The sequence below is a fragment of the Chlorogloeopsis fritschii PCC 6912 genome, from assembly GCF_000317285.1.
In the GTDB taxonomy this organism is placed as follows: Bacteria; Cyanobacteriota; Cyanobacteriia; order Cyanobacteriales; family Nostocaceae; genus Chlorogloeopsis; species Chlorogloeopsis fritschii.
Genome location: NZ_AJLN01000097.1, coordinates 1 through 14,889, shown reverse-complemented (window position 1 = coordinate 14,889; position 14,889 = coordinate 1). Strand labels below are relative to the sequence as shown.

At 42.1% G+C, this 14,889-nt stretch carries 16 protein-coding genes; 7 read left to right on the top strand and 9 right to left on the bottom strand.

The window, feature by feature from the left end:
• Positions 1 to 132: 132 nt before the first annotated feature.
• Both UYC_RS0118425 and UYC_RS0118420 read right to left on the bottom strand, forming a co-directional pair.
• On the bottom strand, positions 133 to 1,320 hold the full coding sequence (locus UYC_RS0118425; protein WP_016875846.1) for a TRC40/GET3/ArsA family transport-energizing ATPase: 1,188 nt from the start codon (positions 1,318 to 1,320) through the stop codon (positions 133 to 135).
• Positions 1,321 to 1,363: 43 nt separating this feature from the next.
• On the bottom strand, positions 1,364 to 1,753 hold the full coding sequence (locus UYC_RS0118420; protein WP_016875847.1) for a C6orf136 family protein: 390 nt from the start codon (positions 1,751 to 1,753) through the stop codon (positions 1,364 to 1,366).
• 311 nt (positions 1,754 to 2,064) lie between these two features.
• Between UYC_RS0118420 and UYC_RS0118415 the strand changes: the two genes are divergently transcribed.
• From UYC_RS0118415 to UYC_RS0118405, 4 genes are all read left to right on the top strand, one after another.
• Positions 2,065 to 2,607, top strand: a complete 543-nt coding sequence (locus UYC_RS0118415) for an RDD family protein (protein ID WP_016875848.1) — start codon at positions 2,065 to 2,067, stop codon at positions 2,605 to 2,607.
• Positions 2,608 to 2,650: 43 nt separating this feature from the next.
• Complete coding sequence (gene rpmG / locus UYC_RS36645; RefSeq protein WP_071588451.1) at positions 2,651 to 2,845, top strand: 50S ribosomal protein L33; 195 nt, start codon at positions 2,651 to 2,653, stop codon at positions 2,843 to 2,845.
• Positions 2,846 to 2,851: 6 nt separating this feature from the next.
• A complete protein-coding gene (gene rpsR, locus UYC_RS0118410; RefSeq protein WP_016875849.1) occupies positions 2,852 to 3,067 on the top strand; it encodes a 30S ribosomal protein S18 in 216 nt (71 codons plus the stop codon).
• A gap of 106 nt (positions 3,068 to 3,173) precedes the next feature.
• The gene (locus UYC_RS0118405; RefSeq protein WP_016875850.1) at positions 3,174 to 5,234 is read left to right on the top strand and encodes a ribonuclease catalytic domain-containing protein; all 2,061 of its coding nucleotides are present in this window, start codon (positions 3,174 to 3,176) and stop codon (positions 5,232 to 5,234) included.
• A 15-nt stretch (positions 5,235 to 5,249) separates the two neighbouring features.
• Here the strand turns inward: UYC_RS0118405 and UYC_RS35615 are convergent, their stop codons facing one another.
• The 3 genes from UYC_RS35615 to UYC_RS0118395 form a co-directional block, all read right to left on the bottom strand.
• Positions 5,250 to 5,510 (bottom strand): hypothetical protein, encoded by a 261-nt coding sequence (locus tag UYC_RS35615; protein ID WP_127011394.1) that lies wholly within the window; start codon positions 5,508 to 5,510, stop codon positions 5,250 to 5,252.
• A gap of 128 nt (positions 5,511 to 5,638) precedes the next feature.
• Positions 5,639 to 6,130, bottom strand: coding sequence for a GNAT family N-acetyltransferase (locus UYC_RS0118400; protein WP_026087535.1), 492 nt, complete (start codon positions 6,128 to 6,130; stop codon positions 5,639 to 5,641).
• Between the two features lie 14 nt (positions 6,131 to 6,144).
• A complete protein-coding gene (locus UYC_RS0118395) occupies positions 6,145 to 7,821 on the bottom strand; it encodes a dipeptide ABC transporter ATP-binding protein (RefSeq protein WP_016875852.1) in 1,677 nt (558 codons plus the stop codon).
• 681 nt (positions 7,822 to 8,502) lie between these two features.
• Between UYC_RS0118395 and UYC_RS0118390 the strand changes: the two genes are divergently transcribed.
• On the top strand, positions 8,503 to 8,790 hold the full coding sequence (locus UYC_RS0118390) for a DUF5132 domain-containing protein (protein WP_016875853.1): 288 nt from the start codon (positions 8,503 to 8,505) through the stop codon (positions 8,788 to 8,790).
• Between the two features lie 207 nt (positions 8,791 to 8,997).
• Positions 8,998 to 9,525, top strand: coding sequence for a hypothetical protein (locus UYC_RS0118385; protein ID WP_016875854.1), 528 nt, complete (start codon positions 8,998 to 9,000; stop codon positions 9,523 to 9,525).
• A 340-nt stretch (positions 9,526 to 9,865) separates the two neighbouring features.
• Here UYC_RS0118385 and patD read toward each other — a convergent pair whose 3' ends face one another.
• Complete coding sequence (gene patD, locus UYC_RS0118380; protein WP_016875855.1) at positions 9,866 to 10,210, bottom strand: heterocyst frequency control protein PatD; 345 nt, start codon at positions 10,208 to 10,210, stop codon at positions 9,866 to 9,868.
• Between the two features lie 364 nt (positions 10,211 to 10,574).
• Here patD and UYC_RS0118375 point away from each other — a divergent pair, with 364 nt between their 5' ends.
• Positions 10,575 to 12,848 (top strand): RelA/SpoT family protein, encoded by a 2,274-nt coding sequence (locus UYC_RS0118375; protein WP_016875856.1) that lies wholly within the window; start codon positions 10,575 to 10,577, stop codon positions 12,846 to 12,848.
• A gap of 166 nt (positions 12,849 to 13,014) precedes the next feature.
• On the opposite strand, the gene UYC_RS0118370 is transcribed toward UYC_RS0118375, so the two are convergent.
• From UYC_RS0118370 to UYC_RS0118360, 3 genes are read right to left on the bottom strand one after another with little or no spacing between them, the layout of a single operon-like run.
• Positions 13,015 to 13,323, bottom strand: coding sequence for a hypothetical protein (locus tag UYC_RS0118370; RefSeq protein WP_016875857.1), 309 nt, complete (start codon positions 13,321 to 13,323; stop codon positions 13,015 to 13,017).
• Positions 13,324 to 13,349: 26 nt separating this feature from the next.
• Entirely contained in the window at positions 13,350 to 13,925 is a 576-nt protein-coding gene (locus tag UYC_RS0118365; protein ID WP_016875858.1) for an ABC transporter permease, read from the bottom strand.
• Positions 13,926 to 13,928: 3 nt separating this feature from the next.
• Positions 13,929 to 14,669, bottom strand: coding sequence for a prolipoprotein diacylglyceryl transferase (locus UYC_RS0118360; RefSeq protein WP_016875859.1), 741 nt, complete (start codon positions 14,667 to 14,669; stop codon positions 13,929 to 13,931).
• Positions 14,670 to 14,889 lie beyond the last annotated feature (220 nt).

Genomic DNA, 14,889 nt, shown 5'->3' with positions numbered 1-14,889 from the left:
CCCGACTTCTTAGAGAAGTCGGGGATCTTAGGGAATCTTACAATTTATGATAAGTTTTGATTTTGAGGATGTAAATCAATTAACATTATCTAAAAAAAGATATTAGAGGTGGGTAATGCCCACCTGACAATATTAGTTTTTTACAGTTTCAGCAAAGCGAATTTTCAGATAGTCCTCTTCCATTTTTGCTCCTGCGGGTTGTAGTGTAGCTAAGGCTTGTGGCAAGACTAAATTTCGGCGATGGTTTCCAATCGTGATGTTTAACTCATCACCTGTTTTACTCAATTGAATTTGGTTTTTAGGAATGCCAGGTAAGTACAATTCCAAACTGTACTGATTTTTGTCTTGTACAACTTTAATTGTGGTTTCTTTGTAATAAACCTGAGTAGGATCTTCGTCTTGGTAAAGAGTTGTTTTGAGACGCTCTAAAGCCTCTAAGCCACACATCTCTTCCGAGAACAAGGGTATTTCCTTTACTGGTAAAGGATGAAAATTTTCATGAATTTCCTGACGATATTGCTGTTGATTTTCTTTCCAGCGTTGGAAAAATGGATCTTTAACTTCGCTGGGGATGATGCGATTAGCTATGACTAAATCAGTTGCAACATTATACAAACTTAGATAAGCATGGGCACGAAGAGATTCTTTAATTACCATCTTTTCTGGATTGGTAACGAGACGTACCGAAGTTTGTGTGTTGTCAGTTAATACTTTTTCTAGCGCTTCAATTTGTTGATAAAACTCATAAGGTGCATCCATCACCTCTTTATCAGGCAAAGAAAAACCAGCAATTGGTTTAAAAAGAGGCTCCACTAAAGGCCTAAGTGCAACTGAAATATTTTGAAACGGCTTGTAAAAACGGCGCATATACCAACCGCTAACTTCTGGCAAACTCAGCAGTCGCAATGCCGTGCCTGTGGGTGCAGAGTCGATAATCAAAACATCAAAATCGCCTTCATCGTAATGGCGTTTCATCCTCACCAAGCCAAAAATCTCATCCATGCCTGGTAGAATTGCCAATTCTTCTGCCTGTACCCCGTCTAATCCCCGTGCCTGCAACACTTGGGTAATATAACGTTTTACAGCACCCCAATTTCCCTCTAATTCTTGCAGTGCGTCTAGTTCTGCACCCCATAGGTTAGGACGAATTTGTCGAGGAGTATGTTCCAGTTCCAAATCAAAGCTATCTGCTAAGGAGTGAGCGGGATCTGTACTCAAAACTAATGTACGATAGCCTAGTTCTGCACAACGAAGTCCAGTAGCGGCAGCAACGGATGTTTTACCTACACCGCCTTTCCCTGTCATCAAAATTACACGCATGAATGATTCTGTCTTGTCTGAGAAGAGTTTACATTTATTTACATTATCGACTGTTTAAGGGAAAGAAATGCTGTTTTAAGACATCTAATCGGGAACATTTCCAGTAATCGGTGTGAGAAACAATCATTTCTTCAGAGTTGAGGCGTAATTCACTCCAGCCAGGAATAGAAATGCGTGGTTTCCAGGGAAGGGGTGTATTCCAACTGAGTGTCCACTTGGTTTTAATGGTGTCTCCCTCTCGTTGGATGTCGTGCAAGTCCATCTTGGGGTTTAAAAAGAAAGTCTGGATGAATTTAATCATCTGTTTATATCGCTCAATCCCCGAAAATTTGTTAAGCGGATCTTGAAAATAAACATCTTCGGCGTAGATGCTATAGGTTTGATTAACCGGAAATCTTTGATAGTCCTCTTGGAGGATTTTAATAATGTCCATAGTGAAGTATAGGACTGTATTTTATCTGTGTTGATTTGGTTCTTTAGTACCTTCAATCAGCCAGGAACTCAAGTTCCTGGCTAATAGCTTAAGTCGGTTTTAACCGACTATGATTCTATGTTTCAGTCCGTTTTAACGGACTTGGGCTAATAGCCCGGAAATTTATTTCCGGGCAATCTATTCCCTATTCCCTATTCCCTATTCCCTGTTCCCTGTTCCCTGTTCCCTCTATTAACCTCTTAATATTAAAGATAGATAAAAAAATACATACTTGAGCCTTTATACAAACACCTAATTTTCCCTAATTTTCTATGACTATTGAACGAGTGCCACCGCCAAATTACCCCAAAGTAGAATTTGGACGACGAATTGCAGCCTTTAGTCTTGATTTCCTTTTAATTTGGGTGATTAGCTCTTTACTTGGAAGTAATAGGCTTGGTATTCAGGTGATCCAAATACTGGTTTTTGCGATCGCTTGGCTATTGTTGCGAGTAGTGGTGGTATACAACAATCAAGGACAAAGTCTAGGGCGTTATGCTCTTGACATGAAGGTACTAGAAGTTGAACGGGGAAGAGTTCCAGATTTACAGACTCTTTTGAAACGAGAAGCGATTGTTGGTTTGGGCGCGCTGTTGCTTTCTGTTGCTTTAAATAACATCATACGCAATCCCACTGCTATACTGCTAATACTTCCCCTAGCTATTGACTGTGGTGCTGCCGTATCTGATACTCAGCTACGGCAAACTTGGCATGATCGTTATGCTAGGACTATGATTGCTTCGTCGCGTCGTGGCTACTCGCTAGATCTAAAAGTTAAGCGATTAGTTGATAGTGTGCGTCGAAATGTGAGATAATAGCAATTTGTGTTAATTGTCGGGCTTCATTCTTCATAAGATTATGGCTAAGGCTAAAGGTGTCCGGATCATAGTGACATTGGAATGTACAGAGTGTCGTACAAATCCAGATAAGCGTTCTCCTGGTGTTTCACGTTATACCTCGACTAAAAATCGTCGCAACACCACCAACCGTTTAGAACTGAAAAAGTTCTGCCCTAACTGCAACAAACATACTGTTCACAAGGAAATTAAATAGGCAATCATGAGTTACTACCGTCGTCGTTTATCTCCGATTAAGCCAGGAGAACCAATCGATTACAAGGATGTAGATTTATTGCGTAAATTCATTACCGAACGCGGTAAAATATTGCCGCGTCGGATTACCGGACTCACGGCTCAACAACAGCGAGATTTGACACTAGCGATTAAACGCGCTCGAATTTTGGCTTTGTTGCCGTTCATCAACGCAGAAGGCTAATAATAGTTATGAATGATTGAGTGTTGAGTGATGAGTGGATTTGTACTCAAAACTCAAAACTCAAAAACGGAAAAATTCAAAACTCTATTAAGAAAATGCAAGGCTTGTGGAGAAGGGGACGTTAGTTGAATTTAGACTTGGTGGCGATCGTCGTCTGGCTGTAGTTGATCGTCCAGATGGTAAAACCCGTTGGTTCGTGATAGATGAACGGGGGCAATCTCACAGTATAATGCCGCGACAGATCACCTACACAGTTAATAAAGAAACCTACAAGCCTTTGCAGATTCCCAGCTTTCTGGAAGACGTAAAGCCTTACTTAGATCCATCTAGCTTAGAAGTAGCCTGGGAATTACTGGTGGAAAGTGGAGAAACAGTCACGCCAGAAGAAATGGCTAATTTGCTGTTTTCGGAATCAGAACCGCCTCAATGCTATGCTGCTCATTGCTTGTTATCAGATGACAAAATTTATTTCAAGCAAAAGGGAGACTCTTACGAACCCCGAACAGCCGCTCAGGTAGCAGAACGCAAACACCAGTTAGAAGTAGAGGCACTCAAAGCAAAAGGACAGCAGGAATTCTTGGCTCGTGTAGAGCAAGCGCTCAAGGGCGTACCAGTAGAGTGGCAAAGACACGATCGCCATCGCTTGGAAGCCTTGGAAAAATATGCAGCGCTGCTTGCTGACATTGTACGTGTAGGTATTAGTTATGAGTCTCTAGCTCGTGCATATCCACCACCAGCACCGGTGCTGGAAACAATGAATATGTTGGGACGTTCTGCAACTCCCCAAGGAGCCTTTCAACTATTAGTGGACTTGGGTTGGTGGAGTCCTCACGAAAACCTGTTTCTGCGTCGTTCGTCAATTCCTGTTCAATTTCCCAGCAAGGTATTAGAAGTGGCGCAACAGCAATTGGAATTTCCACCACCAGATCCAGACACAAATCGCTTGGATCTCACCCATCTCAAGGTATACACAATTGATGATGAAAGTACCACTGAGATAGACGATGGCTTAAGCTGGGAATTACTCCCAGATGGGCGAGAAAGGTTGTGGGTACATATAGCCGATCCTACTCGTTGGTTAATTCCAGAAGACGAATTAGATCTGGAAGCAAGAAAGCGGGGTAGTACAGTCTATTTGCCGACAGGCATGATCCCCATGTTTCCAGAGGTTTTAGCAACCGGGCCGATGAGTTTGGTACAAGGTAAGGTTTGTAACGCCCTCAGCTTTGGTATTATTTTAAATGAATCCGGTGCAGTAGAAGATTACAGCATCCATGCGAGTTTAATTAAGCCTACTTATCGCCTCACCTACGAAGATGTAGATGAGATGCTGGAGTTGGATGTACAGGCAGAACCAGAAATTGCTGCGATCGCCAGACTAGCAAATAAGCGCAAAAACTGGCGGTACACCAAAGGAGCCATCAGCATTAATATGCCGGAGGCGATGATTAAAGTCAAAGATGACGACATTAATATATATGTTTTAGATGACTCTTCCTCCAGGCAACTAGTAGCTGAAATGATGATTGTTGCCGGAGAGGTTGCTGCTCGTTACGGTCAAGCTCATAATATTCCTTTGCCATTTCGCGGTCAACCGCAACCAGAATTACCCAGAGAAGAGGAATTGCTGCAACTGCCAGCAGGCTTTGTTCGTGCCTGTGCGATGCGCCGCTGTATGCCCAAGAGTGAAATGAGCATTACACCGATGCGCCATGCTGGTTTGGGATTGGATACTTATACACAAGCGACTTCTCCGATCCGTCGCTACAGTGACTTGCTGACTCACTTTCAACTGAAAGCCCACCTGCGAGGCGATGCTCCGCCCTTTTCAGCAGAACAGCTCAAAGAAGTGATGCTGACTGTCAGCACTATCACCCAAGAAGCAACAATGGTGGAAAGACAAACCAATAGATATTGGGCTTTAGAGTATTTGCGCCGCTATCCAGAGACAAGTTGGCAAGCAACAGTGCTGATGTGGTTAAGGGAAGATAGCAATTTAGCACTAATTCTCTTAGAAGATTTGGGCTTGCAGTTGCCAATGTCTTTCCGACGTCTTGTCAAGTTAGGCGAACATATTTTGGTGAAAGTTGCCCATGCCGATCCGCACAAAGATGTAATTCAGTTCCAAGAAACAATTTATCAAGAGGCACAGACTGCGGTTCATTAAAAAGGGGACTGGGGATTAGGGACTAGGGACTAGGAAAAAGCAGGGGAGCCACTGCGTTGCCCAGAGAAGTCTGTAGACGCCGAAGGCGGTGAGGGGGTCGCAGTCTTGGCGGTTTCCGTCACGATTGCGAACCCCCGTAGGGCGAAGCCCTTCTCGCAGAGTACCTGGAGGGCTTCCCGCAGGGTGCGGCGGTTTCCGCCGCACCTGCATGGCAATCAGAACTTCGGGAGGTTCCCCGGAGCTTTCGGAGTCTCCGGCTCCGCTCCGTTGTAGCACGTGGCGTGAGCAGAGGAGAAAAACTTCCCCGATCCCCAGTACCCAATACCCAATCACGAGTACCCAGTACCTGAGCGGCGTTACTCCCCAAGCCATCAAGGATATAGTTAGAGACTGCTCGCTGCTTCTTATATAATTCGCAATCCCAAAATCGCTAAGTCGCGTTCTACATCATCAAGTTCTGCAACTTGGGGCAGGTATCCCCAACGCTGAAAGCCAAATTTCTCAAACAGTTTTAAACTGGGGTGGTTGTGGGCAAAAATGAAACACACTAGGTTTTTGAAACCCAGAGTTGGGCTTTGTTTGATTGCTTGGGTTAGCAGTTGCTTTCCCAGCCCACAGCGATGATACCCTGGGGCAATATAAATACTAATTTCAGCAGTGGCATGATAGGCTGGACGTCCGTAAAAAGATTGGAAACTCAGCCATCCGGCTACTACACCCTCTACTTCAATTACCCAGAGTGGATTTTTGAGTGGCGATCGCCCCTTAAACCAAGCGATGCGACTTTCTACAGAGACTGGTTCTAAATCGGCGGTTGCCATGCGGCTGGGAATTGCAGCGTTGTAAATTGCCACAATTTTTGGCAAGTCAGTTTCGGTAGCATGGCGGATAGTCATTGCTGCCTTCTGTGTCATGCTCGTGCTAACAAGGGAGCTGCGGCGAGTAAGGTTTTTGTATAGGGATGCTGGGGGTTAGCAAAAATTTCTTTTGTGGAGCCAATCTCGACAATCTTGCCGCCGTTCATCACAGCAATGCGATCGCACAAAAATCTCGCTAACCACAGATCGTGAGTGATAAACAAATAGGTTAATTCAAACTCTGCTTTTAATTCCAGCATCAGATCCAACACTTGCGACTGCACGCTAGCGTCTAACATACTCACAGGCTCATCACAAATTAAAAGTTTCGGATGAGTAATTAAAGCACGAGCAATTGCCACTCGTTGCTGTTGTCCCCCAGATAAATCTGAAGCATAGCGCTGATAATAAACTTCTGGAGGTTTTAAGCCTACTTTTTCTAGCATCCAAAAAACCTGTTTTTTTGCTTCTGCGGGAGTAGCGAGTTTGTGAATTAACAATGGATCTGCGATGCTTTGCCCGACTGTCATCGCTGGATTCAAGCAGGCGTGAGGATCTTGAAATACCATTTGCATTTGTCGCCTTTGGTTGCGCATTTCCTGCCGGGATAGGCGAGTTATCTCCTTTCCTAAAAACTCGACTTTTCCAGCAGTAGGAGGAATTAACTGCAAAATCGTCCGCGACAAGGTACTTTTACCGCAACCAGACTCCCCGACTAATCCTAAAATTTCTCCAGGATATAGTTCGAGATTAATGCCATCTACCGCTTTAATTGTCTGAGGTTGCCCTTGGAACAGACGTTCTATCAAGTTAGGCTCGATTGTATAGTGCTGTTTTAAGTCTACGACGCGCAGGATTGGGGATTGGGAGGAAGACGCGGAGAAACTTTTATTTGCATTCCCCTTGTCCTCTTGATTCCCCGTGTCCGTTCCCTCTCCTGCTTGAATATGCAAAGCTGCTTGCAGGAGCAATCGCGTGTATTCGTGCTGGGGTTGTTTAAAGACAGATTCTGTTTGACCCATTTCCACCATTTTGCCGTTATACATGACGCCTATGCGATCGCAATATTCTGCTACCATTGCTAAATCGTGGGAAATCAGTAGCAGTGCCATATTTTCTTCGGCACATAATCGTGTCAGTTCTCGCAAAATCTGTGCCGCCACAGTGACATCTAAGCTAGTGGTTGGTTCATCAGCAACAATCATCTTTGGTTGCAGCAACAAAGCTAGGGCAATTGCGACTCGTTGTCGCATCCCCCCACTAAATTCATGGGGGTACTGGTTCCAGCGACTAGCAGGAATATTAACCTTTGCCAAAGTAGCGATCGCCTTTTCTTTCGCTTCCCGTGTTGATAATTTTGGAGAGTGCGCCTTTAGTGTCTCGATGCAGTGGTTGCCTATAGTCATTAAAGGATCGAGACGTGTCATGGGATCTTGAAATACCAATGCCACTACCTCTCCTCGAAATTTCCGCATTTGAGTTGGTGTCAAAGTAAACACCGATTGCCCTTGAAATGTGATTTGTCCCTCAATTTGGGTGGATGATGGTAGCAACCGCATTGCTGCTCTTCCCAAAGTTGATTTACCACATCCCGACTCTCCCACCAATCCCATTCTTTCACCTGGTTGCAGTTGAAAAGAAACATCATCAACTGCCCAATGCGCTTTTTCGTCACTACTATGAGGATAGGCAACCCGCAAATTTTCGATAGTAAATAAGGCGTCACTCATATTTATTTAGTTATTGGCACTAAAGTTATAGTTTTTAGATAATGTATCAGATTATATTCATTATGCTTGTTGTTTATGTATCTCTCTTTTACAGGCTTCTATTATACTCTGTATAAAAATTCCCCCTTGAGAAGTGATTTGTCATTTCTCAAATCAGTATATGCTGAAAAGAATCAGATGTATTAAAGTAGATTTTGATTTTGATAAACCTAATAAATATTATTCACAAAATTTATAAATATAAAAACAAGAGCATAAAAATTAAATTTAATTTCTTTAATTTAAAGTTAATTGTTTTGATAGAAAATTAGAAATGCCAAATTTATCTAATAGGACTTATGCAGAAGTTCTGGGAAAGCCTTATTCCTTAGTGTCCTTGGTGTCCTACCCTGCGGGAAGCCGCTTGCGCGTCTATGTGGTTCGTTTTTTCATGATGTTGTGTAAGTCCTGTCTAAATCGAATTCAGAATAAAGAATTTATTCTGAATTCTGGCTCCTGGCTCCTGAATTCTGTTTTGATAAATATTTTAATCAACAAAAATTAATAATTATTTGAGAATTCAAAATTAATCAAACAATATTATTTAATATATTTTCACGATATTCAATAAAGTATTTTGTGAAATTTATGACTTCAACAGTAATAAAATAAAGGTGTAAGAATAAGAGAGGTAAAAACACTATGGGAGTTAAAGTTTTACCAGATGTTGGAGATGTAGCGGAAAACCTTGGTGTTACAGGTATTCTAGGAGTCGTACTTCTCCCCGTGTTCTTGCCAGTGTTAGCTGGTGTTGGTAAGCCGATCGCCAAGGGAATCATTAAAGGCGGAATCCTTTTCTATGAAAGGAGCAGGGGAGCGATCGCAGAAGTTGGTGAAACTTGGGAAGATATTGTCGCAGAGGCAAGGGCTGAACTGGGTGAATCGCGCATGAAGCGGGCTGAACCTATCGAAGAGAGTCAGGCTGGATAACTCAAGGAAGAGCCATGCTAATCTCGAATCTTGTAGTGAACATTTGCATAACTATCGAAGATTATTTTGAGGGATGGGAATTTTACCCATCCTTTTTTGATTGATATTTTTATGTTCTAAAAGAGTAACCAGTTGCGAGCGTTACACTCTTGGTAATAATGTTTTATTTAGGTTGTATTAGGCATTTAATCCAAAATTAATCAAACAATGTTAATTTCTGCTGATTCGCGCATTCCTTTCCCACGCTCTCTCGTGTATGCTACCTATCGCGACAAGTTAGTTGAACTAATCCCATATATGCCGAACGTGCGTTCTATTCAAGTGAAATCTCGTCGTGAGGAGGATGGGTTAGTTCACAGTGTTAATGAGTGGCATGGAGGTGGAGAAATTCCAGTGGCAGCAAGGGCAGTAATTAGTGAAGATATGCTCTCCTGGACAGAATATAATACGTGGAACGAGGATAAGTTTATTGTGGAGTGGCAGATTAAAACTCACGTCTATAGCGAAGCAGTCCATTGTATGGGAAAGAACCGTTTCCTTGCAGACGGTGATACTACAATTGTAGAGAGCCGTGGCGAACTTATTATCGATCCCAAGCAAATCAAGGGAGTTCCTCTGTTCCTCGTTCGCAGTGTAGTGCATTTAGTCCAAGATTTTCTTGGTAAAAAGATTGAACCCAACCTGTCGCAAATGAGCGAGGGAGTGCGTCAGTATCTAGAAAAAACTACCAGATAGTGAAAATTACTGAGAGGATAAACGATAGAGAATAGCAATTTGTTACTTTATAGTACTAAGTTTACATGGCATATATTTGTTTATCCAATGTTTGAATCCCATCAATATTTCTTGCCACAGAGCAGTAATTCTTTGCTAATGAAAGGTATAAATTGGTGATATCTCAAAATTGACGCATCGAGAAAAAATATTTTCCTAGAAATTACTAATTGTTTTCAATCTAATAAGTAATATTTTTGCTCTCACAACTAGCAATATCATGGTATAAATTGTATACCTTAATTTTCATCTTAAATATCAAAAAATCTTGACAACAGATACTCCTACTACGCTAGTAAATCTATGGTTCTTGTAGTTGCAAAATGGCTTGACAGTACTCCGTAAGCGTTGACAGGCGATCGCTGATAGTATTGCGTCGCTCGGAAGCAGTAGCAGCTTGGCGCGCTCCTTGGTAAAACATTACATCGATTTCTAATAGCCGCAATTGCTTGCTCATTTCTGTTCGATAAGATTGCTCTCGTGATGTTTCTTCTGTCAAAGGTAAAATTTGTAGCTGAAAAAATTGCTTTAATGACACAAGGTGGTGCTGCATTCCAGGTGCATCTAGTTGTTTAGTTACAATCTCAGAGCGGAATTGCTCTAACAATGTTGCGAAGGTTTGATATTTATCCCGATGGAAAGACATTCAGCGCTGATTGAGATACTATTAATGTCAAGTAATCTTTCTTATACAATAAAAATTTTAACCTTTGCCTTATGTTGTTGCCCCAGAAATTATAGTTTGGGGCTTGATTTATCATCAATCGATTTTCAGGATGATTATGCTTGAAGTATGAACAGGATAATTTCCACCAACTTTACGAGCAATCATTCTGCTTTTCGCCTTTGTGCTTTGCGTATCAACAGCAAATTCTTTTGGCAGTGATGTCGTCAATTGTGTTTAATTCCCTCTAGGAGTGGGTTTTAGTAATCAAACCTCGATTAAACAGCAACTTTTCTGCTAAACCCGCCCCTAATAACCACTAATCACCTCCAGTTCCGATCCTATGATGAGCACTACAGTTGTCAACCCTCCAACCGATATTACTCTTCCAGAATGGCTCAAGAGTTGTTTGTACGCGCCATCTACGAGCAGTGGTGAAACAGAAGAAGACCGAAAGTACTATGATACAGATTTGATTTGCCGAGCATTTCAATTTGCCTATCAATTGCATCAAGGACAATACCGCAAGTCAGGAGAACCTTACATTTGTCATCCTATTGCTGTTGCTGGGATGCTACATGATTTAGGAGGCAGTGCTGCTATGATAGCAGCTGGATTTTTACATGATGTAGTTGAGGATACAGATGTCACAATTGAGGACATAGAACAGCGTTTTGGGGCAGAAGTCAGATGTTTGGTTGAAGGAGTCACCAAGCTTTCTAAAATTAACTTTAAAAGTAAAACAGAAAGCCAAGCGGAAAATTTTCGGCGGATGTTTTTAGCAATGGCGCAGGATATCCGCGTGATTGTGGTGAAGTTGGCAGATCGCTTGCATAATATGCGGACTTTGGAATTTATGCCAGAGGAAAAACGCCGACGCACTGCTTTAGAAACAAGGGAAATTTTTGCTCCTCTAGCCAATCGCTTGGGGATTTGGCGTTTTAAATGGGAATTGGAAGATTTGGCGTTTAAGTATTTGGAACCAGAGCCTTTTCGCCAAATTCAGCAGCTGGTTTCGGAAAAACGAACGGCGCGGGAAGAGAGATTGGAGAAGGTTTCCGAAACTTTGCGAGAACGACTGGCAGAAGCAGGAATTCGCTGTCTCGATATTAGCGGACGTCCCAAGCATCTGTATAGTATTTATCAAAAGATGCAGCGGCAAAATAAGGAGTTTCACGAAATTTACGATCTGGCAGCGCTGCGGATTATTGTTCAAACTAATGAGGAATGTTATCGTGCTTTGGCAGTAGTTCACGATGTATTTCGCCCAATTCCTGGTAGATTTAAAGATTATATTGGTCTGCCCAAACCCAACCGCTATCAATCGCTGCATACTGGAGTAATTGGCCCTTGGGGACGACCTTTGGAAGTGCAAATCCGAACACTGGAAATGCATCGGATCGCCGAGTACGGGATCGCCGCTCACTGGAAGTATAAAGAAACTGGAGGTTCTAACCTTACGCATTTAAATGCGGCAGATGAAAAGTTTACTTGGTTGCGGCAGTTACTTGAATGGCAAAGCGATCTCAAGGATGCTCAGGAATATTTAGAGAGCATCAAAGATAATCTATTTGAAGATGATGTTTATGTCTTCACCCCAAAGGGGGATTTAGTTGCTTTGAACCCCGGTTCGACTACAGTGGATTTTGCTTATCGCATCCACACAGAAGTTGGAAATCACTGTGCCGGAGCGCGGGTAAACGGGAGGATGGTTCCACTTTCGACACGACTACACAATGGTGACATAGTTGAGATCATTACTCAAAAAAATAGCCATCCTAGTTTGGATTGGTTAAATTTTGTCAGAACAAGTGCAGCTAAAAATCGCATTAAGCAATGGTACAAGCGATCGCGCCGAGAAGAAAATGTGGCTCGCGGTAGAGAAATTTTAGAAAAAGAACTTGGAAAAACAGGTTTTGAAAGTTTTTTGAAGTCAGAGCCAATGCAGGCGGTAGCAGAAAAGTGTAACTACCACTCTGTGGAAGATTTGCTCGCTGGTTTGGGTTATGGAGAAGTAACGCTCAATCTGGTACTTAACCGTTGGCGAGAAATAGTCAAAGCACAACAGCCTGTGGTTAATGAGCCTGAAATTCCCCCAAACCTGCCAACTACAGCCAAAGCAGCACTACGAGATGGCAGTACAACAACTTCCCGTTCTAGTGACTCGCCGATTGTGGGAGTGGAAGGATTAATGTATCATTTGGCTGGGTGTTGTACTCCAATTCCTGGCGAACAAATTATTGGTGTAGTCACGCGGGGTAAGGGAATTTCTATCCATCGCCAAGGATGTCATAACGTAGAAAAAGTAGAGTGCGATCGCCTTGTACCAGTAAGTTGGAATCAAGCAGCAGAAAATAACGGTCGTCCTCAAACTTATCAGGTAAACGTGCAAATTGAAGCTTTGGATCGGGTGGGAGTGTTAAAAGATATTTTGTCGCGGTTGAGCGATCAAGGTATCAACGTTCGCCATGCTAATGTAAAAACTGCTTTTGGTCAACCGGCGTTGATTGATTTGGGGATCGAAATACGCGATCGCGCTCAATTGGAACATACTTTTGTTCAAATTAAGAAAATGAGCGATATTCTCAATATCCGTCGTGTCGGGCAAACTGATGAATAATTTCGTTGGTTAATTAATTAAAGTTACAGGGTGCTTTCAGGGACGGTACAATGTGCCGTGAAAATAGGTAGTTTTTTGCAACGCAGAGGAACCCAGAGGAAGCGCCGAGGGGCGCAGATATTTTTTGAATCACTCCGTTACTGAAAACAATTAATTTTTAAAGAGATTAATCGTGTTCTGTGATAATTACTCTGACTTTTTTCAGGTAACGTAGAGCAGATTTACAAATTGCTATTGGAGCAGTTTTACCTGAATCCCAAGCATCTTGCTCAAAGCTAGCTAAAAAGGGTTCTTCTGGTTGAGCAACTTCTGAGCGAAATACTTCAAAGTGAAACCACTCAGAATTTTCCAAATGCCAGACGCTTAGTTCCAAGGCTGCTCTAATGTCGCTTGAATAGGGGCGTACAGGTAAGGTAAAGCGTTCAGAAACGAGCTGATCTAATTCAGTCAGTGAGTTGAGATGAATAATTTCCACGGTTGTTACTCGCTTAGATGAAGATTTTAAAGTTCAGATTTTTTACCCTCTGGTGCGAGCCGCGAAAGAATATTTCCTGTAACCTCTAGTATTTGATTGAGTAGAAATCCGATGGTGCCGATGTAAATTATACCTTCAATGAGGCTAGTGTTGTTACCAGACCTATAACTATTCCAAATTAAAAAACCCAATCCTTTCCCAACTGTCAACATTTCTATGCCAATTACTGTAAACCAAGCTACCCAGACACCTATTTTTAAAGCATCAAATATACAATTAATTGCAATCCTAAAACTATTACCTTCAATGCGAGATTTTCGCATCCCTGTAGCCGTTTTAATAGTTAACGGCCAAATAGCACTTGAGAACACAACCACACTTGTTGCTACTTCTAATTCTCGAAATAATATTAAAGCAAGCGGTACCAAAGCTATAGGAGGCATACTATAAGGGATTTGTAAAAAACGCTTACTTATTTGATAAACCACTGGATGAGTTCCAATCAAACTTCCAATTAAAATCCCTAAAATTGCGGCAGGAATGTAGCCAACAAATAACAATTGCAAGCTAGATAAAAAGTCTAAAAATATACTATGTCCCATGCTTTATGCTTTTAATCGTAACATCTGAGGAATGCTGCGCCAATAATAAACAATAGCGCATAGACAGGCAATTTGAATTGCACTCATCCCCAAAAAAATACGAAAATCTGGTTTTATAAAATCTATCAAAAATCTAAAGATTAAATACAAAATTAAATAAAATTTAAATAAATCCCCTTCTTTGTATTGGTAGTTACTACGAAGACGTATAAATATTAATAAGAGGATTAAAAATATAATTTCATATAACTGGGTGGGATGGCGAAGAATGCCATCACCAAAATCCACACCCCAAGGTAATGTAGTTGCAATTCCGTAAGTGCGATCGCTCAATCCGGTAAGAAAACAACCAATGCGTCCAATTGCTGTTCCGACAATGAGTGGATAAACAAATACATCACCTGTAGAGCGATTGATACCAATAATTTTTTGAGTAATTTCTACACTAATTACCGCACCTAATAGCGCTCCTACTATTGTTTTTCCTTGCAGAGATAGTAATAAAAAAAGCTGGGAATGTTGCCACAATAAATCAATATGTTGTAGTAAAACTAGTACTTTGGTACCAACAAGTGCACCGAGCAATCCAGCCACAATAATAAAAGTTCGTTGCGCTGGTGTAATAAAATCATTACGGACATTACGCAATATCAAAATTAACGCTACAGTATAAGCCAAAGATTCAAATAAAATATGCGGGTGAATTCGCAAAGATCCCAAATAAAAATAAACTGGAAATGTCATTTTTTGGTGGTTAGTAGTTAGTGGTTAGTAGGGGAGCCAGTGCGGTGGTGAGCCAGCACTGCGGGAGGGTAACACGAGCGCAGGTGACTGGCGAAAGGGTTCCCCGGCATAAAGGAGCCAGTGCGTTGCGGAGCCAGTGCGGTGGACGGGTTCCCCGGCATAAAGCAACTGGCGTCGGGTTAAGCGCGTTGTAGCACCTGGCGTCACCTGGCGTCGGGTT